This is a genomic window from Microbulbifer hydrolyticus, from assembly GCF_009931115.1.
Classification (GTDB): domain Bacteria; phylum Pseudomonadota; class Gammaproteobacteria; order Pseudomonadales; family Cellvibrionaceae; genus Microbulbifer; species Microbulbifer hydrolyticus.
Genome location: NZ_CP047491.1, coordinates 845,861 through 868,538 on the forward strand (window position 1 = coordinate 845,861; position 22,678 = coordinate 868,538).

The 22,678-nt window shown below is 59.1% G+C and carries 24 protein-coding genes; 10 read left to right on the plus strand and 14 right to left on the minus strand.

Annotation, left to right across the window (positions count from 1 at the left end; translation table 11 throughout):
• Positions 1–7 precede the first annotated feature (7 nt).
• From GTQ55_RS03545 to rsgA, 9 genes are all read left to right on the plus strand, one after another.
• Positions 8–670, plus strand: a complete 663-nt coding sequence (locus tag GTQ55_RS03545) for a riboflavin synthase (RefSeq protein WP_161857494.1) — start codon at positions 8–10, stop codon at positions 668–670.
• 108 nt (positions 671–778) lie between these two features.
• Positions 779–1,894: a bifunctional 3,4-dihydroxy-2-butanone-4-phosphate synthase/GTP cyclohydrolase II gene (ribBA, locus tag GTQ55_RS03550; RefSeq protein ID WP_161857495.1), complete on the plus strand. Its 1,116-nt coding sequence runs from the start codon at positions 779–781 to the stop codon at positions 1,892–1,894.
• 210 nt (positions 1,895–2,104) lie between these two features.
• Complete coding sequence (gene ribH / locus GTQ55_RS03555) at positions 2,105–2,575, plus strand: 6,7-dimethyl-8-ribityllumazine synthase (protein ID WP_161857496.1); 471 nt, start codon at positions 2,105–2,107, stop codon at positions 2,573–2,575.
• A gap of 17 nt (positions 2,576–2,592) precedes the next feature.
• Positions 2,593–3,033, plus strand: a complete 441-nt coding sequence (gene nusB / locus GTQ55_RS03560; protein ID WP_161857497.1) for a transcription antitermination factor NusB — start codon at positions 2,593–2,595, stop codon at positions 3,031–3,033.
• 8 nt (positions 3,034–3,041) lie between these two features.
• Positions 3,042–4,007 (plus strand): thiamine-phosphate kinase, encoded by a 966-nt coding sequence (gene thiL, locus GTQ55_RS03565; protein WP_161857498.1) that lies wholly within the window; start codon positions 3,042–3,044, stop codon positions 4,005–4,007.
• A gap of 20 nt (positions 4,008–4,027) precedes the next feature.
• The gene (locus GTQ55_RS03570; protein WP_161857499.1) at positions 4,028–4,534 is read left to right on the plus strand and encodes a phosphatidylglycerophosphatase A family protein; all 507 of its coding nucleotides are present in this window, start codon (positions 4,028–4,030) and stop codon (positions 4,532–4,534) included.
• A 12-nt stretch (positions 4,535–4,546) separates the two neighbouring features.
• Positions 4,547–5,188, plus strand: coding sequence for a retropepsin-like aspartic protease family protein (locus GTQ55_RS03575; RefSeq protein WP_237567809.1), 642 nt, complete (start codon positions 4,547–4,549; stop codon positions 5,186–5,188).
• A gap of 32 nt (positions 5,189–5,220) precedes the next feature.
• Positions 5,221–5,832, plus strand: coding sequence for a GTP cyclohydrolase II (gene ribA / locus GTQ55_RS03580; protein WP_161857500.1), 612 nt, complete (start codon positions 5,221–5,223; stop codon positions 5,830–5,832).
• 601 nt (positions 5,833–6,433) lie between these two features.
• Positions 6,434–7,588, plus strand: a complete 1,155-nt coding sequence (gene rsgA / locus GTQ55_RS03585; RefSeq protein ID WP_202620665.1) for a ribosome small subunit-dependent GTPase A — start codon at positions 6,434–6,436, stop codon at positions 7,586–7,588.
• Positions 7,589–7,660: 72 nt separating this feature from the next.
• Here the strand turns inward: rsgA and GTQ55_RS03590 are convergent, their stop codons facing one another.
• The 12 genes from GTQ55_RS03590 to GTQ55_RS03645 form a co-directional block, all read right to left on the minus strand.
• On the minus strand, positions 7,661–9,547 hold the full coding sequence (locus GTQ55_RS03590; RefSeq protein WP_237567810.1) for a DUF885 domain-containing protein: 1,887 nt from the start codon (positions 9,545–9,547) through the stop codon (positions 7,661–7,663).
• 369 nt (positions 9,548–9,916) lie between these two features.
• On the minus strand, positions 9,917–11,848 hold the full coding sequence (gene dxs, locus GTQ55_RS03595) for a 1-deoxy-D-xylulose-5-phosphate synthase (RefSeq protein WP_161857501.1): 1,932 nt from the start codon (positions 11,846–11,848) through the stop codon (positions 9,917–9,919).
• 135 nt (positions 11,849–11,983) lie between these two features.
• Positions 11,984–13,687: a Na(+)/H(+) antiporter subunit D gene (locus GTQ55_RS03600; RefSeq protein ID WP_202620666.1), complete on the minus strand. Its 1,704-nt coding sequence runs from the start codon at positions 13,685–13,687 to the stop codon at positions 11,984–11,986.
• Positions 13,680–14,012: a hypothetical protein gene (locus GTQ55_RS03605; protein ID WP_237567811.1), complete on the minus strand. Its 333-nt coding sequence runs from the start codon at positions 14,010–14,012 to the stop codon at positions 13,680–13,682. The genes GTQ55_RS03600 and GTQ55_RS03605 overlap by 8 nt, the downstream gene beginning before the upstream one ends.
• A gap of 149 nt (positions 14,013–14,161) precedes the next feature.
• Complete coding sequence (locus GTQ55_RS03610; RefSeq protein ID WP_161857502.1) at positions 14,162–15,640, minus strand: proton-conducting transporter transmembrane domain-containing protein; 1,479 nt, start codon at positions 15,638–15,640, stop codon at positions 14,162–14,164.
• Positions 15,637–17,112 (minus strand): monovalent cation/H+ antiporter subunit D family protein, encoded by a 1,476-nt coding sequence (locus GTQ55_RS03615; protein WP_161857503.1) that lies wholly within the window; start codon positions 17,110–17,112, stop codon positions 15,637–15,639. The genes GTQ55_RS03610 and GTQ55_RS03615 overlap by 4 nt, the downstream gene beginning before the upstream one ends.
• A 2-nt stretch (positions 17,113–17,114) precedes the next feature.
• Positions 17,115–17,507 carry a cation:proton antiporter subunit C gene (locus GTQ55_RS03620; protein WP_161857504.1) on the minus strand — a complete coding sequence of 131 codons (393 nt, stop codon included), beginning with the start codon at positions 17,505–17,507 and terminating at the stop codon, positions 17,115–17,117.
• Between the two features lies 1 nt (position 17,508).
• A complete protein-coding gene (locus GTQ55_RS03625) occupies positions 17,509–18,585 on the minus strand; it encodes a DUF4040 domain-containing protein (protein ID WP_161857505.1) in 1,077 nt (358 codons plus the stop codon).
• Positions 18,586–18,649: 64 nt separating this feature from the next.
• Complete coding sequence (gene mnhG / locus GTQ55_RS03630; protein WP_237567812.1) at positions 18,650–19,066, minus strand: monovalent cation/H(+) antiporter subunit G; 417 nt, start codon at positions 19,064–19,066, stop codon at positions 18,650–18,652.
• A complete protein-coding gene (locus GTQ55_RS03635; RefSeq protein ID WP_237567813.1) occupies positions 19,059–19,346 on the minus strand; it encodes an MrpF/PhaF family protein in 288 nt (95 codons plus the stop codon). Before GTQ55_RS03635 ends, mnhG begins: the two co-directional genes overlap by 8 nt.
• Complete coding sequence (locus tag GTQ55_RS03640; RefSeq protein WP_161857506.1) at positions 19,343–19,882, minus strand: Na+/H+ antiporter subunit E; 540 nt, start codon at positions 19,880–19,882, stop codon at positions 19,343–19,345. Before GTQ55_RS03640 ends, GTQ55_RS03635 begins: the two co-directional genes overlap by 4 nt.
• A gap of 83 nt (positions 19,883–19,965) precedes the next feature.
• The gene (locus GTQ55_RS03645; RefSeq protein WP_161857507.1) at positions 19,966–20,415 is read right to left on the minus strand and encodes a hypothetical protein; all 450 of its coding nucleotides are present in this window, start codon (positions 20,413–20,415) and stop codon (positions 19,966–19,968) included.
• Positions 20,416–20,604: 189 nt separating this feature from the next.
• On the opposite strand from GTQ55_RS03645, the gene GTQ55_RS03650 reads away from it, so the two are divergent.
• Positions 20,605–21,330, plus strand: a complete 726-nt coding sequence (locus GTQ55_RS03650; RefSeq protein WP_161857508.1) for a response regulator — start codon at positions 20,605–20,607, stop codon at positions 21,328–21,330.
• A 23-nt stretch (positions 21,331–21,353) separates the two neighbouring features.
• Here the strand turns inward: GTQ55_RS03650 and GTQ55_RS03655 are convergent, their stop codons facing one another.
• Both GTQ55_RS03655 and xseB read right to left on the minus strand, forming a co-directional pair.
• Positions 21,354–22,256: a polyprenyl synthetase family protein gene (locus tag GTQ55_RS03655; protein WP_161859997.1), complete on the minus strand. Its 903-nt coding sequence runs from the start codon at positions 22,254–22,256 to the stop codon at positions 21,354–21,356.
• Positions 22,257–22,283: 27 nt separating this feature from the next.
• Positions 22,284–22,541: an exodeoxyribonuclease VII small subunit gene (xseB, locus tag GTQ55_RS03660; RefSeq protein WP_161857509.1), complete on the minus strand. Its 258-nt coding sequence runs from the start codon at positions 22,539–22,541 to the stop codon at positions 22,284–22,286.
• Between the last annotated feature and the right edge of the window lie 137 nt (positions 22,542–22,678).

The window sequence follows — 22,678 nt, forward strand, 5'->3', positions numbered from 1 at the left end:
ATCCGCATTGTTTACCGGAATTATTGAAGCCGTTGGTGAGATTACTGCCTTGCAGCCGAAAGGCGGCGACTTGCGGTTGCGGGTAAAGACCGGGAAGTTAGACCTGTCTGACGTAAAACTGGGCGACAGTATCGCAACCAATGGCGTGTGCCTGACGGTGGTCGATCTGCCTGGCGACGGTTACTGGGCCGATGTTTCTGCCGAGACACTTGCGGTAGCGACCCTGAAGGACTGGCAACTGGGCGACAAGGTCAACCTGGAAAAGGCACTGACTCCCCAGACCCGCCTAGGTGGACATATGGTGAGTGGTCATGTGGATGGCATAGGCGAGGTGATTTGGCGTAAGCCCACCGCGCGCGCCGAGCAATTCCGCATCCGCGCCCCCGATGACCTCGCCAGGTACATCGCCCACAAGGGCTCGATTACCGTGGATGGCACCAGCCTGACGGTAAACGCCGTGGATGGTGCCGAGTTCGAACTGACCATCGTGCCCCACACGATTGCGGAAACCGTAATTGGCGGATACCGCGCGGGCAGCAAAGTAAACCTGGAAGTGGACCTGATTGCCCGCTACCTGGAGCGACTACTCTTGGGGGATGCTGCGGCTGAGCCCAAAAGTGAAGGGCTGACCATGGAATTCCTGGCCCAGAACGGGTTTTATAAGGCTTGATGCCCCGGCGACGGTCCGGCCCCTGGGCAGGCCCTCGCATCTGAGTAATCTGCGGCCTGTGACATACGAGATTTACCCGACAGGTAGATCGAACGAATTAGAGGTTTTATGGAACTGAATAGCGTTGAAGAACTGATCGACGACATCCGTCAGGGCAAAATGGTTATCCTGATGGACGACGAGGATCGCGAAAACGAAGGTGACCTCGTGATCGCTGCCGAGCAGGTTCGCCCGGAAGATATCAACTTCATGGCCACGCATGCCCGCGGTCTTATCTGCCTGACGTTGACCAGCGAGCGCTGCGAGCAGCTCGACCTGCCGCTCATGTCCCGTGACAACGGCGCTCAGTTCAGCACCAACTTCACCGTTTCCATTGAAGCCGCCGAAGGCGTCACCACCGGCATCTCTGCCGCCGACCGCGCGCGCACCATTCGCGCCGCCGTCGCCCGCAACGCCAAGCCGTCCGATATCGTACAGCCCGGCCATATCTTCCCGATCAAGGCGCAGCCGGGTGGCGTATTGAGCCGCGCCGGCCACACCGAAGCCGGCTGTGACCTCGCGCGTCTCGCCGGGTTCGAGCCCGCTGCCGCCATCGTTGAAATCATGAACGAAGACGGCACCATGGCCCGCCGCCCGGACCTGGAAAAGTTCGCCAAAGAACACAACCTCAAAATCGGCACCATTGCAGACCTGATCAACTACCGCGCTCTCAACGAAAAAACCGTCGAGTGTGTGAACAAACGCAATGTGCAGACCGAGTTCGGTGAGTTCAAACTGCGCACCTACCTCGACAAGGCCCGCCGCGAACGCCACTTCGCCTTCTCCCTCGGAGAGTTCCAGCCGGAAGAGGCGACCCTGGTGCGCGTTCACGTTGCCAGCACCCTGCGCGATGTGTTCAGCCTGCGCCGTGGCGACGAGAAGTTCGAGCCCTGGACCTTTCGCAACGCGCTGAAGAAAGTTGCTGAAGAGGGCAAAGGCGTCGTGGTTGTGATTTGTCACAACGAAACCACCGACGAGATCGAAGAGAGCATCGACTGGTTGATCAGCGGTAAACAGCAGCGCCCGAGTCAGGACCTGGTGTACAAGCAGGTCGGCACCGGCTCGCAGATCCTGCGCGATCTGAAAGTGCGCAAAATGCGTTTGATGAGCGCGCCGTTCCGATTCAGCGCGATCTCCGGTTTTGATCTCGAAGTGGAAGAGTATTTGAACTCGGAAGAGATTTGATCGGTAAATAAACACTCAAAACTGTAAAGCGAAGGCGGAGTGCCGGGGGTACGTTTTCAGGAGCGTCGCAAACAGGATGTTTGCGCCGCAGCGCCCAGGGATGGGTTCACAGCGGTCCTGAAAACGTATCCCCGGTGCTCCGCCGCCACCGTACCAGGGCCGAAGTGATGTCGGGGCCCGAAGTGGAAAATAGAAAACGGAAAAATGAGCATGAGCAATATCAAAGTCATCGAAGGGGATTTCGTCGGCAGCACCGGTAAATACGCACTGCTGGTGAGCCGCTGGAACAGTTTCGTTGTGGAAAGCCTGAAAGATGGTGCCCTCGACACCCTGCGTCGCAAGGGGATCAAAGAAGAAGACATCACCATCTACTACGCCCCCGGTGCCTTCGAATTCCCGCTCGCCGCGCAGAAAATTGCCGAAAGCAAAAAGTTCGATGCCGTCATCGCACTGGGTGCCGTCATTCGCGGCGGTACCCCGCACTTTGAATACGTTGCCGGCGAATGTACCAAAGGCCTCGCCCAGGTATCCATGAACACCGGCATCCCTGTGACCTTTGGCGTCCTCACCGTAGACTCCATCGAGCAGGCCATCGAACGCTCCGGCACCAAAGCCGGCAACAAAGGCTGTGAAGCCGCCGAAACCGCCCTCGAAATGGTCTCCCTGCTCGGCAAAATCTGAATTGAGAAACGATTGAAATGACCGTAACCGCATCCGCCCGCCGCAAGGCCCGCCACTACGCCATGCAGGCGCTGTATCAGTGGCAAATGACCGGCGCCAACCTGAATGCCATCGAAGCCGAGTTTCATGCCGACAACGACATGAGCAAAACCGACGTGGCTTATTTTCGGGAACTGCTCCACGGCGTAACCAAAAACCTCGACGAAATCGAAGGTGCGTACAGCCAGTACCTGGATCGCAACGTGGAAGAGCTGGACCCGGTATCCCGCGCCCTGCTGCGCATGTCCACCTTTGAAATGAAAAATCGTGTTGACGTACCCTACAAGGTCGTCATCAACGAAGCGGTCGCGCTGGCGAAAAAATTCGGCCCTACCGACGCGTTCAAATTTATCAACGGTATCCTCGACAAGGTTGCGGCCAAAGAGCGCAGCGTCGAAGTAAAGGCCGACAAAGGCTGACCCCCGTCATGGCCGGGCCGGGTGAATTTGAGCTGATTCGCGAGTACTTTTCCTCCCGTTTTCAGACCGGAGCCCAAGCTGGCGGTGTGGATAGTGGTGTGGTACTGGGAATCGGCGACGATTGCGCACTGCTCACGCCCCCACGTGGAAAAATGCTCGCCACCAGCGTTGATACCCTGGTGGCGGACGTCCACTTCCCCGCAAGCGCAGACCCCTATCGAATCGCCAGCCGCGCGCTGAGGGTCAACCTTTCCGATCTTGCCGGTATGAACGCCGAACCCCTGTGGTTCACACTCGCGCTCACGCTGCCAGAGAGCAACGCGGCCTGGCTTGAGCCCTTTGCCCGCGGTCTCGCCGATACCGCCCGCCTGTATGGCATTACCCTGATCGGTGGGGACACTACCAAGGGCCCGCTTTCCATCACGGTTCAGGTCACCGGCAGTTGTGACAGGGCACTGCGCCGCGACGGTGCCAGTGCCGGCGATCATATATTCGTATCCAACCAGCTCGGTGCCGCTGCCGCAGCACTGCCCATTGTGCTGGAAGAATATGAGCCCAGTGAGGTACAGCAACAACAGGCGGACGCGGCGTTTTATTTTCCTGAGCCGCAACTCGAGCTCGCCAGAAGCATAGGCGCTTGTGCGAGTGCTGGACTGGATATATCCGACGGATTACTCGCAGACCTCGCACATATTTGCGAAGCGAGCGGACTCGGTGCCGACCTGAAGCTGGATACCTTCCCGATCGCCGAGCTGGCGCAATCCATGAGTGCGGATGCCGCACTGGAAACGGCGTTGACCGGCGGGGACGACTACCAACTGTGTTTTACCGTACCGGCCAAGTATCTCGATCATTTACAGGGGCTGCAGTTACCCATCACCGCCGTCGGCCGCATGCGCGAAGCGCGGGGCATTGACTGCTTTCTGGGCGGGAAACCCTGGCAGCCCCGTGGCACCGGTTACCGGCACTTCTGAGTGGCAGGAAAACAACAATCATGACCAGTAGCAATATACCCATAGCCACGCCCACATTTGGCCAGCTGCTGCGCAGCCCGGTCCTGTTGCTCGCATTCGGGTTCGGTTCCGGGTTGGCAAAGAAAGCGCCGGGGACATTTGGCACCGTTGCCGCCATACCGCTCTGGTACGGTCTGCAGTTTCTGTCGCCGGTGGCTTACCTCGCGGTGATCGCCGTCACCTTTGCACTGGGTTGTTACCTGTGCGGCGCCGCATCGAAAAAGCTCGGCGTACACGACCACGGTGGTATTGTGTGGGATGAGTTTGTGGGCTATTGGCTCACTATGTTTATGGCCCCTGCGGGCTGGTTGTGGGCCCTCTATGGGTTTGTATTGTTCCGCATATTTGATATCGCCAAGCCCCAGCCGATTGGCTGGGCAGACCGCAGGGTGCATGGTGGCCTGGGAATCATGCTCGACGATATACTGGCGGGAATCTATGCCGCGCTGGTGTTGCAGGGCACGGCCTACCTGATCCACATGCTGTGAGGCTGGATGCCCATGATGCTGCGCCTTCTATCCATTTTTTCCCTGCTGCTGGCCCTGTCGCCACTGGCAAGCGCACAGGACGTGCGCCTGCAGGCCATATTCGGCACCAGCGCCATGTTCGAGATCGATGGCAGGCAGCGCCTGCTGAAGTCCGGCAAAACCTCCCCGGAGGGGGTAACGCTGGTTTCGGTTACCAGTGATGTTGCGCTGATAGCTATTGATGGCCGGGAGCAGAAACTGACACTGGCGGCACCGGTAGCCGCCAGTTACGCGCAAGCGGATCGGGCGGAAGTGCGCCTGAATCCAGATAGTCGTGGCCACTACAGCACGACCGCGTGGGTCAATGGCCGGCGGGTAAATGTGATGGTGGATACGGGCGCGAGCAGTATTGCGTTCAACTACCCCACCGCGAAGAGCCTAGGGCTGGATCTGGCGCGCGCGCGGCCAATGACCGTTACCACCGCCAGCGGCGTGGAGCGGGCATACCGGTTGCAACTTGCCAGTGTCACCATCGGTGGAATAACGGTGCACAACGTGGAAGCGACGGTACTGGGCAGCGACTTCCCGCAGGTCACCCTGCTGGGTAACAGTTTTTTGAGTCGCGTAGACATGCAGCAACAGGATGGCCTGTTACTGCTGCGCGCGCGCAATTGATGACAAATTTTGATGGTACGCGAGGTATCAGTTTGACCATTCGTTATGTGGAATCCTCCAAGCTGCCCACATCCTGGGGCATGTTTGAGATGCACGGTTTCGAGGAGGTAGAAACCGGCAAGGAGCATGTGGTGTTGAGCATGGGGGACCTGGATACGGATGCGCCGGTGCTGGCCCGTATTCACTCGGAGTGTCTGACCGGGGATGCACTGTTCTCGCTGCGTTGTGATTGTGGGGCGCAGTTGCAGTATGCGTTGCACCGGATTGCGACGGAGGGGCGCGGAGCGGTGTTTTACCTGCGTCAGGAAGGCCGTGGTATTGGCCTGCTGAACAAGATCCGTGCGTATCACCTGCAGGACGCCGGTGCTGACACGGTCGAAGCAAATGAGCGTCTGGGCTTTGGCGCGGATATGCGGGACTACTCCATCCTGAAGCCGATGATTGATCACCTGGGAATCAAGTCCATCCGACTGATGACCAATAACCCGAGAAAGGTGAAAGCCCTGCAGGATCTTGGCGTGGAAGTTACCGAACGCCTGCCGCACCAGTCAGGCCGCAACCCGCACAATGTGAATTACCTTTCCACCAAGAAGGGCAAGCTGGGGCATCTATTTGACGACGAGGATAGCTCGGATAACGGATAGCAGCGGACAAGGCGACTGCGAGCAGTTCTCAATGTCACGAACCTTTCATAAAAGCTTCACGCTAAAGAAACGCCGAAACGCCAATCTATACGTGAGCAAGATACAGATCTCGCATAAAGCTCAGGAAGAGCAAACCAGTCACTCAGGGAGTGCGGGATCATCCAGTGTGTCTATACTCAGTGTTATCTGAATGCTGAAGGTCGAGAAAGGTGATGTACCCTCAGCGCTCCGATATAAAGGCCGGCTTTATGCCGGCTTTTGTTTGCGCGCCATTTTCCCGTTTTCGCTGCTTCGTTTTTTATGCTGGCCGTGTTGCCGGCAGGGCGGCTCTCCGGGATATTGCGGCTTACCCCAATGCCTGTTAGATTTCGTGAAATTCTACCCGCGGAGGATTGTTGATGAGTGTAACCAAGCCCCGCCGGGCCAGCCGCGACTGACCATAGCCTGGTCAGCCAATTGCCCGGCAAGTTCCCTTTTGTCGGGTTTCCCCTCCCAATTGGAAACCCCACCCAATCGTGCCCAGACTCTTGTCTGAGGTTTGAATGATCTGTGCCCGCAAGTCACTTGATTGTGTACCGGGCACGTTTGAGGGTTCAGGACATTGAGTAAATCCCTGATTTCACGCCGCCCGGCATTCCGGCGCGGTTTATCTGTTGGTGCTGGTGCTAATGCTGGCGCAGCTACGGAAAATGATCGCAAGGCCAGCATGTCCCCGTTGCAGGTATTGGGCTGGAAGCCATTTTTCCAGCAGCAATTGAGCCTGGACGAGTTGAACGATTGCGAGCCGGTGAAGGTGATGGCGGTGCATCGCAGCCAGGTCGAGGTGACTGGTGAGCGTGGTGAGGAAGCGGTGTTGGTGCACGGCCCCCTGTTTGAAGATGCTACCGAGCGCCCCACGGTCGGTGACTGGCTGCTTCTGGAGCGGGAAACACGCAGACCGCTGCGCCGGCTGGAGCGCAGCAGCCTGTTCAAACGCATGGCGCCGGGAGCCAAACAGGCGCAGTTGATTGCGGCGAATGTGGATAACGTGCTGATCGTGTCGTCGTGTAATCACGACTTCAATCTGTCGCGGGTGGAGCGGTGTCTGGCACTGGTCAAAGAAGCGGGCTGCCGCGCCTGTCTGGTGCTGACCAAGGCGGATCAGGACGAGAACCATGAGCAGTACCGGGAGGCTCTCAAAGGCCACCGTGATCTGCCGTTGCTGCTGGTGAATGCGCTGGATAGGTCGAGCGTGGAACCGCTGCGGGAATACTGCCGCAGTGGCGAAACACTGGCACTGCTGGGCTCTTCCGGGGTGGGCAAGTCCACACTGTTGAACAGTCTCGCCGGCACCGAGCTGGCCGCTACCAGCGGTATTCGTGAAGACGACAGCAAGGGCCGCCATACCACTCGCCACCGCGCGCTCTATGCCATTCCCGCTGGCGGCCTGTTACTGGACAGCCCGGGCATGCGCGAGCTTGGTCTGGCGGATGTCGGTGACGGTCTGGCGGCGACCTTTGCCGATATCGGTGCGCTCGCCGCGAAGTGCCGCTTTGCCGATTGCGTACACGAATCCGAACCGGGTTGTGCGGTGCAGTCGGCCATCGATTCCGGTGAACTGGACGAGCGCCGCCTGCGCAATTGGCGCAAGCTGGAGCGGGAGGTCGCGCGCAACAGTAAGACGCTCGCGCAGTCGCGGGCGGACGACAAGGCGCTGGGGCAGATGTACCGCACGGTGCAGAGTCACGCGCGTTCGCGAAAAAGTGGCGAGGAATAATCCGACGCTAAATTTCTGCGGGTGAAGTGAGGTGGCGGGAATCCGCCACCTCGCAGGCTCATTCGTACTGTCTTAGTTGAGTGCCGCCTGGCCTGCGGATTCCGGAGCAGGTGGTACAGACTGGCTGATTTCCCCACCCTGGGATTCGATCCAGGAATTCATCCGGCTTTCCAGCACATTCAGTGGCAGTGCGCCTGCACCGAGCAGCGCGTCGTGGAACTGGCGAATATCAAAGTTATTCCCCAGTGCCTCTTCGGCGCGTGCACGGACTTCCTTGATTTTCAGCTGTCCTACCTTGTAAGCCAGGGCCTGGCCCGGCCACACCAGGTAGCGGTCAATCTCCACTACCACATCGTGTTCCGGCTTCGCACTGTTATCCATGAAATACTGGATGGCCTCATCGCGGCTCCAGCCCAGCTGGTGCATCCCGGTATCCACCACCAACCGGACTGCGCGCCACATGTCGTAGGTCAGCGCGCCGAACTCGTTGTAGGGATCCTTGTACAGGCCGAGGTCGTAACCCAGGCTCTCGGAGTACAGGCCCCAGCCCTCTACAAACCCGGTGTAGAACTTGTTGCGGCGCAGCGGGTGAATCTCGTTCTGCTCCTGTGCGAGTGCGATCTGCAGGTGGTGCCCGGGCATCGCCTCGTGCACCGTCAGCGCTTCCATCTCCCAGGTGGGGCGGCTCTTCAGGTTGTAGGTGTTGGCAAAGAACACCCCGGCCCGCCCGGCTTCACTGGAGCCCGGTTGATAATAGGCAGTGGTCTGGGATTTTTCCGAATAGCTGGGGATCGGCTTGACGCCATAGGGCAGACGCGGCAGCGTGCCGAACAGCGCAGGAAGCTCACCGTCGATGCGCTTGGCGATATCCCGGTAGTTTTTCAGCAGCTCTTCTTTATCGTCGTAATAAAACTGCGGGTCGTTGCGCAGGAAATCGGTAAACGCCTTGAAGTCACCGTCGAAGCCGGTCTTCTTGATGATCGCATCCATTTCGCCGCGGATACGGCGCACTTCTTCGAGGCCAATACGGTGAATTTCCTCCGGACTAAGGTCGGTGGTGGTTTCTTCGCGGACTTTGTAAGCGTACCAGCGGATACCGTCTTCGTTCTTGGTGAAGGCGGTTTCTGTATTCGCACTGGGGATGTAGTCACGCTCAACGTATTCCGCAAAGCTCTGCCAATTGGGGATCAGGGTCTTCTTGTAAATATTCTCGGCGCGTGCACGCAGGCGGTTCTGATTGGACGCGGAGATCGCGGCGGGCATGTCGTAGAACGACTTTAGCAGCGGGCTTTGCGTGGGGTCCGCGGGAATCAGTGCGCGTATCTGGCCGGGGAGGTCGCGCAGGGTGATCTGCGGTGGCGTGAGGCCCTGGGCAAGGCCTTTCTCCATCAGGATCTTGTTCTGCTCGATCAGGCCGGGCAGCTTGTCCAGGCGGGCCAGTATGTTTTCATAATCGGCGGCAGTGCGCTTGGGCATGGCGTTCAGCACGGCTGGAACGCTGCGCTGGATACCGCTCATATGGTTCACTGGCAGCAAGTGATCGGGGAATTGGTAGCCGCGCACCTGCAGCAGCAGGTCCTGGTAAAGTAACTGGTAGTCGAGTTTTTCCGCATCGCTGAGCTTGTCTTCGTTCAGCTGGCGGCTGGCTGCGAGTAGTTTGCGGGTCTGTCCCTTGCGACGTTCGATGCCCTTGACTGATTGATCGGTCCAGTTTTTTTCTACACCGGGGTAGCCGCGGTAGGTGGCGTTTTCCGGGTAGCTTTCCATGATCCAGCGGTAGCGCAGGTCTTGCAGCGCTTCAAGTTTTTCACTGGCACCTTTCTTGGGTAGTGCATCCATGGCCTTTTCGAAGGCTTTGTGGTCCATGGCCTGCACATTCAGGCTTGTTGCCATGATTGCCGCGGATAAGCTGAGCAGCCTGGGGTTCAGGATTTTTTTAACTGAAATGGAAAAGGACATCGTACTTCCTGTCTCTGAATTATTTGTTGTGTATTCGAGGCGCATAGCATTGATGCTAAGGCAGAGTGCAGGGTGGAGCATTTGGAAACCGTCGCAAACAGGGATGTTTGCGACGGAGCGTACAGGGATGTATTCACAGCGGTTTCCAAATGCTCCACCCTGTGATCTGCCGCCACCAAGTTTGTTCGGAGCACCGTTCTAGGTGCCGTGGCGGCCAAGCACCGGGTATTCGTTTTCAAAACCGCTGTGAATACATCCCTGTACGCTGCGTCGGCGACGTCCCTGTCGCCGACGCTTTTGAAAACGAATCCCCGGCACTTGGCCTTCGATTCGAGTTCTCGTGTTCTTTACTAGATTATTAAATCTTATTTAAATTGCCGCAGCCTGCCCATTTGATTGGGCCTGGTGCATTTGTGTCTGGCGTTCGCGGATTTGTTCCTCAATGCCACTGGCATCCAGCCCGATTTCTGACAGCAGTTTCGGGTGCTTGCCGTGCTCGATGATTTTATCGGGCAGGCCCAGCTGCAGCAGCGGCACCGGAACGATTCGCTGATTCAGGTACTCTGATACAGCACTGCCAGCGCCGCCGGCAACGGTATTTTCTTCCAGGGTGACCAGTAACTCGTGGCTGTCGGCCAGCTCGCTGATCAACTCTTCATCCAGGGGTTTCACCCAGCGCATATCCACAAGTGTCGCGCCGAGTTTTTCCGCCGCTTCGCGTGCCGGGGTCAGCAGGGTGCCGAAATTCAGGATGGCGATGTCCTTGCCTTCGCGAACAGTACGGCCCTTGCCGACCGGCAGCTCGGTCATTTCTGATTTTATTTCCACACCCGGGCCAGTACCCCGAGGGTAACGCACCGCAGAGGGGCCATTGTGCTGGTAGGCGGTGTAGAGCAGCTGGCGGCACTCGTTCTCGTCACTGGGCGCGGCGATGACCAGGTTGGGCAGGCAGCGCATAAAGGTCAGGTCGAAGCTGCCCGCGTGGGTGGGGCCGTCTTCACCCACGAGTCCGGCGCGGTCGATGGCGAAGGTGACATCCAGATCCTGGATCGCCACATCGTGCACCAGCTGATCGTATCCGCGCTGCAGGAAGGTGGAATAAATCGCGACCACTGGCTTCTGGCCTTCGCAGGCGAGGCCGGCGGCAAGCGTCACCGCATGTTGTTCGGCGATAGCGACGTCGTGGTAACGCTCGGGGAAGCGCTCGGCGAAGTCGACCATGCCGGAGCCTTCGCACATGGCCGGAGTTATGCCGACCAGCTTTTCATCCTGCTCGGCGGTATCGCACAGCCACTGGCCGAAAATATCCTGGTATTTGGGCCCTTTCTTTTTCGGTTCGCTCGTCTTCTCTGTTGATACGGCCACCTGCACCTTGGGTTCCGGCTCGAGCTTGTTGAGCGCGTGGTAACCCACCGGGTCCTCTTCCGCGGGGCCGAAGCCCTTGCCCTTGGTGGTGACGATGTGCAGCAGCTGCGGGCCGCGCTGATTGCGCAGGTTGCGCAGCGTATGCACCAGGTCCTGCATGTTGTGGCCGTCCAGCGGGCCCACGTAGTTGAAGCCCAGCTCTTCAAACAGGGTGCCGGGGGTGATCATGCCTTTCACGTGTTCTTCGGTGCGGCGTGCCAGCTGCCAGGCTTTGGGGATCGCAGACAAGATCTTGCGACTGCCTTCGCGCATGTTCAGGTAGGTCTTGCTGGCGAGGATGCGTGCGAAGTAGGTGGCCAGACCGCCGACGTTCTTGGAGATGGACATACGGTTGTCGTTCAGCACCACAAGCATGTCTTTGCCGGTATGCGCGGCGTGGTTGAGGGCCTCGAAAGCCATACCTGCGGTCATGGCGCCATCGCCGATCACGGCCACCACCTTGCGCTCATCGGGCGAGCCGAGCGCCATGCCCAGTGCCGCGCTGATGGAGGTACTGGAATGGCCGACACCGAAGGTGTCGTAGGGGCTCTCACTGCGCTTGGGGAAACCGGACAGGCCGCCCTGCTGGCGCATGGTCAGCATCTGCTCGCGGCGGCCGGTGAGGATCTTGTGCGGGTAGGTCTGGTGGCCCACATCCCACACCAGGCGGTCTTCCGGGGTGTTGTAGATGTAGTGCAGGGCGATGGTGAGCTCCACCACGCCCAGGCCGGCACCGAAGTGGCCACCGGTCTGCCCCACGCAGTAGAGCAGGTATTCGCGCAGCTCGGTTGCCAGCTGGGGCAGTTGTTTTTCCGGCAGGGCGCGCAGCTGGGCCGGGTCGTCGATCTGGTCGAGTAGCGGCGTATTCGGGCGCTTGCGGGGTATCTCGTCGAACATCAAGGGTCCTGATTCGGGCTGCAGGGCCCCGCACTTCTGGCGGCGGCCTAACGTATCAATTGCAACTGATATAAGAAGCGAATTGTATGCCCACAGAGGGGAGATTGCATCCTGATCGGTGCGTTGGCGCCCCGGTCACACCCACCCGAGTACCAGGTAGACCCCCAATAGCAGTACTACTCCAGCCACCATGCTGCCTGTAAGCCAGTTGCGGGCCATGACGCCATCGGCACGGTGGTGGCTCGCCACACCTTCCACGAGCCGCTCCACACCGCCAACGGCAGCGCTGCGCAGGCGATTGTCGAGGGCGAACAGGCGGTTGAACAGCGCGCGCATGGCATCCGGCACCAGCCGGCGGTAGATCCACTCCACATCCAGGTTGACCGATGGCAGTTCCGGCGGGTAAAGGTGCCGCAGGTTCAGCCACACGAAGGCCAGCGCGGAGAAGAACAGCAGTTGCAGCTGGGTCAGTACATGGGTCACGTCGTAGGGCGTGTAGGACATTTCATACGGCAGCAGGCTGTACAGGGCCTGCGGGTAGATCCCCACAGTCAGGCACAGGGCCGCGGCGATACTCATGGCCACCAGCATGTTTGCCGGCGGCTCGCGTGCTGGCAGCTTGGCATCGTGCGCGAAGAAGGCGAAGTAGGGGATCTTGATACCGGCGTGGTGGAATACACCCGCGGAGGCGAACAGCAGGATCAGCCAGACCCAGTCGTGCCCGTTCTTGATCGCGGCACTCATCACCATGGATTTGCTGACAAAGCCACTGAACAGCGGGAACGCGGAAATCGATGCGGCACCGATAATACACAGCACGGTGGTCTTCGGCATTTTCTTGTACAGGCCGCCCAGTTCCGAACCATTGATCTTGCCGGTCACGTGCAGCACCGCCCCCATGGACATGAACAGCAGCCCCTTGAAAATCACATCGTTGAACGCGTGAGCCACGGCGCCATTGATCGCCAGGGAGGTGCCAATGCCGATGCCAACCACCATAAAGCCCAGCTGGTTGATCAGGCTGTAGGCCAGTACCCGCCGCAGATCATTCTCGATCACCGCATAGAAGATCGGGAAACAGGCCATAGTGGCGCCGATGTATACCAGCAACTCGGTGCCGGGGTAGGCGCGCGCCAGGGCGTAGACTGCCACCTTGGTGGTGAAGGCACTCAGGAATACCGTGCCGGTGGGGGTGGATTCCGGATAGGCGTCGGTGAGCCAGTTGTGGAAAAAGGGAAAGGCACACTTGATACCGAAGGCAATAAAGATCATCCAGCCATAAGGACTGCCATCGGGCCCGCCCTCCAGCCCGATGCGGCCGAATTCCAGCGTACCGTTGGCCTGGCCATAGAAAACCATCCCGCCGAGCAGCAAAAGGCCGGAGAGGATGTGCAGGGTGAAATAGCGCAGCCCGGCCACATAGGCGCGGCCGGTACGGCGTGCCCACACCAGGAATACCGAAGTCAGTGCCAGTAACTCCCAGAAAATGAACAGGGTGAGCAGGTCGCCAGCGAACACCGCACCCAGCGCACTGCCCGCATATAGCAGGCTGGCTACCTGCTGCAGGGTGTCGCGTACATGCAGTGCGTAGATCACCGAAATCAGCGCGGCAATATGGAACAGGTAGCCAAACAGCAGGCTCAGCCTGTCCGCCTTGAACAGCAGCAAGTCAAAATCGAGGATCGAATACTGGCCAAAGCTGCCACTGCCCAGCAGCCAGAGGTTGGCCAGACCGAGTATGGGCACCGCAATCGAAACCAGTGCCCGCGCCCGGCCGCGCAGGACCAGTACCAGCGCCGCGGCAACAAAAAATGGGATGAAGGGGGCTATCTCAAACATCCGCAGGTCCTCCCGCGGCGGGCGCTGTTGGCGCATGCCCCTGGCCCTGCTCATCAGCCGTGTTGTCGGTCAATTCGCGTTTGTCGTAGTAGTCTTCCGGGCGCATCAGAAAGGTACGCATCCATTTCGCTGCGAACACCAGGATTACACAGCCCACAAAGCCGTACATGGGGTAAAAGCCGGGCAGGCTCTCCCAGCGAAACTCGGTGTGACGGTGAATCACGAAATCCATCGCGAACAGCAGCGCGCAGATGCTGTAAAAGATGCGCAGCATCCAGCGGATATTGTTTGGGTTATCAAAAAATGCCTGTTTTTCAACACTCATAATTGGGCACCTTTAAAAATGTAGCGAGCAGGAGGCTGGTGGTGGCCGCCAGAGCGCAGGCCGCGGAGTGTATATTCGATACCTGGACAGCCGAGTACCGCCGGACACCGCCAGGCACACGCGCAGTATTTTGGTTAAAGGTGCCCATATCAGATTCCGGCCTTGATCAGCTGGTAGAACGCATCGGGGAACAACAACAGGTAAATACAGCCCGCGGCAGTAATGCCGAGGGCAATCAGGGAGGGCAGCGGAGCCTCCTTGATGGCGACGGCGCCGTCCGTTGCTAGTGTGCCCGCTGCTTCTGGAGTATTGCTGGAAAAGAACGCGCGCAGCGGGATTGGCAGCAGATAGGCAATACTCAGCAGCGAGCTGACCATCAGCAGCACCATCAGAATCCACTGGTCGGCCTCAAAGGTCCCGAGCATCAGGTACCACTTGCTCCAGGTGCCGCCTGTGGGGGGAATGCCGATGATGCACAAGCTGGCGATCAGGAATGCCGTCATGGTTACTGGCATCTGCCGGCCCAGGCCGCGCAGCTCACTCACTTCCGTTTTGTGTGCAGCAACCAGGATGGCGCCGGCGCAGAAGAACAGGGTGATTTTTCCAAATGCGTGCATCACGATGTGCAGTGCACTGCCGGTGATGCCGGCGCTGGTGGCCAGCAGGGCGCCGAGGGTGATATACCCCAGTTGGCTCACGGTGGAATAGGCCAGTCGCTTCTTCAGGTTCTGCTGACGCAGGGCGACGATCGAGGCAAGCAGGATGGAGGCGCCTGCCAGATAGAGCAGCCATTTGGTGGCGGGAATACTCTGTAGTGTCTCGAAGCCGAAGATCAGCAGGCACACTTTCAGCAATACGAATACTCCCGCCTTGACCACCGCCACTGCGTGCAGCAGCGCACTAACCGGAGTAGGTGCCACCATCGCCGCGGGCAGCCAGCGGTGGAACGGCATGATCGCAGCCTTGCCCACACCGAAAACAAACAGTACCAGCAATACGGACAGCAGTGCCGCCGAGGTATCCGGCGAGAAAATTCCGCCGGGCCGGAACGAGAGAGTACCGGCCAACAACCAGGTAGCGACGATGGCAAGCAGGAAGAAGCCTACGGATGTACCGAGCAGGATGCTCAGGTAAACCCGGCCGCCCTGGCGCGCTTTATCGGTGCCCGCGTGCGTGACCAGTGGGTAGGTGCAGAGCGTGAGGATTTCGTAAAACACAAACAGCGTGAACAGGTTTTCCGCAAACGCGATGCCCATCACCGCGGCAATGGAAACGGCGAACAGGCTGAAAAATCGCGTCTGGTTTTTTTCACCGTGTCCGCGCATATAGCCGATGGCGTAGAGGGTGGTAACAATCCACAGGAAGCTCGCCACCAGCGCAAACAGCAGCCCGAGCGGTTCAAGGCGAAATGCCAGTGCGAGACCGGGCATGACGTCCAGCCAGTGCACCGCGATCACATCCCCCGCGAGCAGTGGCGGGTAGAGTTCGGTGACCACGGCGAACAGGGCGCTGGCCGAAATCAGTGACACGGCTTCGCGCACATTTTCCCAGCGTGTCGTGAGCTGAATGCCCACCACTGCCAACAGGGGAATCAACAGCGCGAGCTGTAACAGGTTGGAATCACTCATTGCGCAGCGCCCCCGAGCAGGAATTGCGAGGCTGCGGCTGTCACTTCTACCGGCAGGCGGGTGTCGATACCGAAATAGAGGTTGGCGGCGATGAGCAGCCAGGCGGGGACGAGAATCCCCAGCGGGGCCTCCTTTACCGTATCAGTGGCGGCGTGCTGGAAATAGGCCGCTTCCACGAGTCGCCAGATGTAGGCTGCCGCCAGCAATGATCCCAGTACCACCAGCGCTGCGACCCACCACAACTGTTGCTCTATGGCTGCAACAATCAGGTACCACTTGCTCACAAAGCCCACCGTCAACGGCATGCCGATCAGGCTGATACCGCCGACCACAATCGCCGCCATGGTCCATGGCATGGTGCGGCCGAGGCCGCGGAAATGTTCGATACGGCAGCCGCCGAGCTGGTATACGAGCCCTGCCAGCGCCAGAAACAGCCCGCCCTTCATCAGTGCATGGTTGAAAAGGTGTAACAGGGTGGCCTGCAATGCGGTGGCCGTTCCGATGCCGATACCCACCACCATATAGCCGATCTGCGCGACACTGGAAAACGCCAGCATCCGCTTGACGTTGGCCTGGTAAATGGCGACCGTGGATGCGGCAAACACGCCCACCAGCCCCAGCCCGATCAGCAGCGTATCCAGCGGCAGGTGCGACAGGGAAAAATCGACCCCGAACACCGTAAAGGTAAATCGCAACAACAGGTAGAGCGCAACCTTGGTGGCGGTGGCGGCGAGAAATGCAGTGACGATAGATGGCGCACAGCTGTAGGCATTGGGCAGCCACAGGTGCAGTGGGAACAGCGCAAGCTTGAGACAGATGCCGACAAAAATAAATGCGAAGGCCGCGAGCACCGTGGTGGATTCACTCAGCGGTGGGATGCGCGCGGCCAGGTCCGCCATGTTCAGGGTGCCGGTCATCATGTACAGGAAGCCGATCCCGATCAGGATGAAGGTGGCACCGATGGTGCCCATGATCAGGTACTGGAACGCTGCCCACAGTGCGCGCCGGTCCCTCCCCAGCGCGATCAGCGCATAGGTGGACAGGGAAGAGATTTCCAGAAACACAAACACATTGAAGGCATCGCCAGTGGCCACGATACCCAGCATCCCGGCGAAGCACAGCAGGTACAGGGCGTAAAAAACTGTCTGCCGGTTGGGTTCCAGCTCCTGCGATATGCTGGTATGGGCGGCGGTCAACACGGCACTGCTGAGTGAAGACACGATCAACAGTACCCAGGCGTTCAGCAGGTCGATCCGGTACTCGATTCCCCAGGGCGCATTCCAGCCACCGAGCTGGTAAGTGATGGGGCCAGTGGCATACACCTGCTGCAGCAACAGCACACTCACTGTCAGCGCCGCAAAGCTGACCATAAGAGTAAACAGCCACACCAGAGTGGACCGGCGGATCATCAGGCACGAGGGCGCTGCCAGCAGAGGCAGGATCACCTGCAGTATCGGGAGGTGTGACAACATGATTACTGCTCCTTCCCGGCCGGTGGTTGTGTCAGGGTGCGCTCCTGCAAGTCCTCGGCCGCCTGGATATCGCGCTCTTCAATGGATCCGTACGCCCGTTTGATACGAATCGCCAGCGCCAGTGCCAGTGCCGTAGTGGCAATACCCACCACGATCGCAGTAAGTATCAGGACATGGGGCAGGGGGTTGGAGTAGAGACTGTCGCTGTCGCTCAGGATTGGCGCATTGCCGCCATCCACTTTGCCGACACTGATGTAAAAGATAAAAACCGAGGTCTGGAAAATATTCAGGCCGATGATTTTTTTAACCAGGTTGCCCTGGGCGATGACCATATACAGGCCGATCATCATCAGCGCGATAACAATCCAGTAGTTGTAATGCGATGCCAGTAACACGTCAGCTGGCCCCCCTCTGCAGAGATTCCGTGACGGCAATGGATGTCGCCTCGGGTTCCGAAGACGTACCGTCGTCCTCTGATATTTCTTCCCGTTGCCCGCGTTGCAGTTGTGCCGAGAACAGGTAGAAAACCATGATCATCACCGAGGCGACGGTCATGCCTACCCCGAGCTCGATGATGATGATGCCGATGTGCTGGCCGCTGACCGGGTCGCCGGCGAGAGCGCTGTAATCGAGAAAGTTTTTACCTTCGGCCAGGCTCAGTAAACCAATACAGCCATAGACAAGCACGCCCACCGCCGACAACAACTGAACCAGGTCGTGGCTGGCGACTTTGCGTACGGCTTCAAGACCGAAAACCAGTCCGTATAAAATAAATCCGACCGCAAAAATAACGCCTGCCTGGAAGCCACCGCCAGGGCCATATTCGCCATGGAACTGAACATAAAGCGCATACAGCATTATGGGCGCAATCAGCACTTTGGCGACCACCCGCAGCACGATATCGCGGGATTGTCCCCGCACTGATATTTGCGGGTTTGTCTGTAGGGGGTTGGTCGCACTCGCCATCAATAGTGACAATACGCCCAGCCCGGCGGTAAAGATCACCACCACTTCTCCGAGGGTATCGAACCCGCGATAGCTGGCCAATACCGATGTGACAATGTTGGGGATGCCGATTTCACTCATGGACTGCTGGATATAGTGCGGTGCCACATGTACCTGTGCCGGCGCGTCGGCGGCGCCAAACGCGGGCATATCGGCGGTCGCGGTGACCAGCAATGCGCCCACCGGAATGACCAGAAATATTGCCAGCCTGGCGCGGTTACGATCAGCGCGCTGGCGCCTGCCGCACAGGGCCAGGGTTAACAGAATAAGCAGTGGCGAAATACCGGCGCCGACCGCGGCCTCGGTAAAGGCAACGTCGACTGCGCCCATGGTCATGAAAAAGCCTGCAGAAAGAAGTCCGTAAATACCTGCCAGCATGGCAGCGGCAAACAGATCCTTGATCCAGGCAATGGAAATTGCGGTTGTGAGCAGAAGTGCCAGTAGTGCGATATCCAGCAGCAGGTCCATCAATCACGCTCCAGTTGTTTTTCCAATTCGGATTTCATGGCATGGCTCTCAATGAACGGAATGATTAGACGCGAGAACTATCTGCGGCTTCGATCTCTGCATTCGGGGCGCTTTCAGGTGGAGAGGCCAGTTGTGGTTGCGGGCTCTCGGGACGGGGAGATCCGTCCGCGTCTTCCTGTGCGGGGGAAAGTCGCTGGGCACTGAGTTGGGCAGAGCGCGCGAGCGCATGACTGGCGGTAGGGCTGGTGAAAAATATGAACAACATGATCAACCCAAGCTTGAACAGTGCCAGGCTCCAGCCGGCTGTCAGCATCAGTCCGCAGAGAATCAGGAAGGTTGCCAGCGTATCGGTGACACCCGCCGCGTGCATGCGCGAGTAAAAATCCGGAAATTTCAGCAGGCCGACGGCGCCGGTCAGCACAAAAAAGCAGCCCAGCATCAGCAGCAGGCCACTGGCAAAAGTCAGTAGCGATTCAATCACGGGCTACCTCCTCTGCGTTTGCCGCGCTCGCGCTGCGGAATTCAAAATACCGCAGTACACCGATCACACTGACAAAGTTGATCAGTGCATAGACCAGGGCGATGTCCAGGAATTCGGGTTTGCCAAGGGTGAAGCAGATGACCGCGATCAGAAGGACGGTTTTGGTACCGAACATGTTCACCGCGAGGATACGGTCGTGAATCGTGGGGCCGAGCAGCGCACGGACCAGTGCCAGAGACATCACTACCAGAAGGGCAACCAGTGTTGCGTTCAGCATCATGTATCCAGACCTGCCTGTTTGTGGGTGACGGGAGTGCGATCGCTCTCGGTCAGCGCGATGATTTGCTGTTCCATTTCGCCCTGCCTCAGTTCTTGCAGGCCAGCGCGGGTGAGCGCATGTACCAGGATGCCGTCGCCGTCTATATCTACTGCGACCGTACCCGGCGTCAGGGTGATGGAATTGGCATAAAGCACTTTACCGAGGTCCGTGCTCAGCGTGGTTTTAATTCGGGTGCAGCAGGGGCTGATTGCGTTCGCCGCATCGGCTTTGCCGGAAAACAGGGTGCGCCAGACGCAGGCCGCCACTTGCAGGTTGCTGGCGACAATCTTGCGCAACAGCCAGAGGTAATAACCGGGAAGTGATGACCAGAGTTGCAGAGGCAGGGATTCCTGGTCCACCACTTTCATGCGGCGAGCGATCAGGATGACAAAGAGGATGGAGGCCAACCCGAACGCCAGAATCAGCGGCGTGTAATGACCGGAGTTGGATAGCCAGATAAAGGCCAGAACGGTAAACAGGCAAAAGGTGTAACGCATGAATTATCTACTGCACAATCTATACGGGTACCGCTTTTACGGGGCCCGCGGAACACCGGGGAGTGCGCGGAAACGGTCCGTGCTCATTTCCCGATAACATCTTCACAGCGGTAATGACGGTCAAAAACAGTGAGCATCACAGACTCCGCCGTAGCCTCTTCGGCCAGCGGCGGGGAAACTTCTGCGACCTTGGTAATCAATGCATTAATGGTTTCGGATTCGGGCAGGCAGTAGCGACTGCTCAGCCTCTGCTCAGCGTCTTCGGAGAGGCGGCTGGCTCGGGTTCGGATGGCGCGGGCAACGAATTGTGAGGGGCGATCTTCTGCGGCGACGATTTCCGTGCTGGCGGATAAATAGCCCTGAATATAGGCCCGGCAGGTTGTAGCGCCAGAACCCAGAGGGTCTACCTGATATGCCCTGCAGGCTTCTACCAGTCCGGTACCGGTAAGTGGTTCCAGCGCCACTGCGGGCTGGCCGAGGACCAGCGTCGCCAATGCCGCGGGCGCGAACGCTCTTAGCAATAATCGCTTCATACTCGTCGTCTTTATCGTTGTTTTTGTGTTTTTTTATGCTTGCGTTTACTTTGGCACTTTAATTGTGCGGAAGATTGCCAAAAGTGTGAAAAAATGTGCAGAGCCGTGTAAATTCTAATGAGCCGCATGTGATGCGCTGTAGAGCGATGTAAGGGGTTAGGCACGAAAACGTAGCAACAGGGGGGATAGATGGAGCATTTCGAGCTCTCCAAAGCCCGGATTCTGATCGTGGATGACGGTGACGAAGCCCGCGCTGTGCTGGCAGGTTTGCTGGAATCCGAAGGGTATGGTGTGGAAACCGCACGGGATGGTGAGCAGATGCTGGCCTGCCTGGGGGCATCTACGGTTGACCTTATTCTGCTCGAGGTGAACCTGCCCGGTACCGACGGATTCGAGCTTTGCCGATACCTGTGCGGCGATGACGCGCTGCCCCCGGTTGTTTTCGTGACTGATCGCGGAGATGAGGTAGATCGTGTGGTGGGGCTTGAGATGGGGGCGGATGATTACGTCGTCAAACCCTACTGCCAGCGGGAGTTACTGGCTCGGGTTAAAGCCGTGTTACGCCGGGCAAACCGGCCGCCACGCACTGGCAAACGCGGCCTGTACGCGTTTTCCGGCTGGCGGTTCTGTCCCACCCAAATGGAGCTGCTCGACCCCCAGAGCAAAATCATCCCGCTTTCTTCCAGTGAAACCGAACTGCTGCAGGCCTTTGTACAGCATCCCCAGGAACCGCTCTCCCGGGACCGCTTGCTGGACCTGACCAAGGGGCGCGAAAGCTTTCCGTTTGACCGCAGTATCGATTCCCATGTCAGCCGCCTGCGGCGCAAGCTGGGTGACGATGCCAAGCACCCGGAAATCATCAAGACCGCCTGGGGCACCGGCTATATCTTTACCTACGAAGTGGCAGTGGAGTAGCGATAGTCTTCCGAATGGCTGCGTCAGTGGCTGCGCTCGACGATGTAATCGGCGAGCTGCCGCAGTACCCGCGTATCGACCGTATCGGCTCCCGCCGCCATTTCGGCCAGAGCCCGGCCGGCTTCCTCGTGCAGTTCCTTTGCCTTTGCCTGTGCGCCATCCAGCCCCAGTAGGGACACATACGTGGGCTTGTTGCGCGCGGCATCGGCGCCCTGCGTCTTGCCCAGGGTCGCGGTATCCGCGGTCACGTCCAGAATGTCGTCCTGAACCTGAAACGCCAGGCCAATGGCCTCGGCATAGCGGGTGATGGCGTCGAGCTGAGCGTCGTCGGCGCCGCCGATCATCGCGCCGGCCCTGGCACTGGCCACAATCAGCGCGCCGGTTTTCAGGCGGTGCATTTCTTTCAGCTGCTCGAGGGAGAGCGTGTGATCCACCGCCGCCAGGTCGATGGCCTGGCCGGCCACCATGCCTCGTGCGCCGGATGCCCGCGCAAGCTCGGCGATGACCCGTACCTTGAGAGCGGGCGGCAGGGCGGCGTCGGCGAGTAGCTCGAAGGCCTGGCACTGCAGCGCATCCCCGGCCAGGATCGCGGTGGCTTCGTCAAACTGGATATGACAGGTGGGGCGACCGCGACGCAGGTTATCGTCGTCCATGGCCGGCAGGTCGTCGTGGACCAGCGAGTAAGCGTGTACACACTCGAGAGCCGCCGCTGCTTCGTGACTCTGGTTGATGGCCGCGTCGCCCCCGAGGGCGCGGGCTGCGGCATACACCAGCGCCGGGCGCAGGCGCTTGCCGGGGCCAAGGGCAGCGTAGTTCATGGCGGCGAACAGGGCGTCTGCGGCGGACTGGTCGGAGAGCGCCGCGCGCAGGGTCTGCTCTACCCGGTGGGCGGAGGTCTGCAGGAACACCTTGAGCCCCGCGGACATGGCAACAGCCGATGTGGTCGTGCTCACTTACTCCGCATCTCCGGCGAAGTCGTCTGCGGCGTCGAAGGGCAGCTCCTGAACCTGGCCGTTTTCCTCCATCAGCACCTTCACCTTCTGCTCGGCACTGGCAAGCTTCTTCTGGCACTCGCGGGTAAGTTTCACCCCGCGCTCGAAATCCGATAGCGCCTCATCGAGCGGCAGATCGCCGCTTTCCAAGCGCTCTACCAGCTGCTCCAGTTCTTCCAGTGCGCTCTCGAAAGTAGCGGCTTTCTTCTTGGCGGCCATGACCGAATCTCTGCAATACCATTCAATTGCGGGCAACCTTAGCCGTTGAAGGTATGGCGGTCAATTGGTGTACCAGAGGACGTGACAGAGGTGGCGGCAGCGACGCGAAGGCGGTACGGCACACGATCGAATTGCCA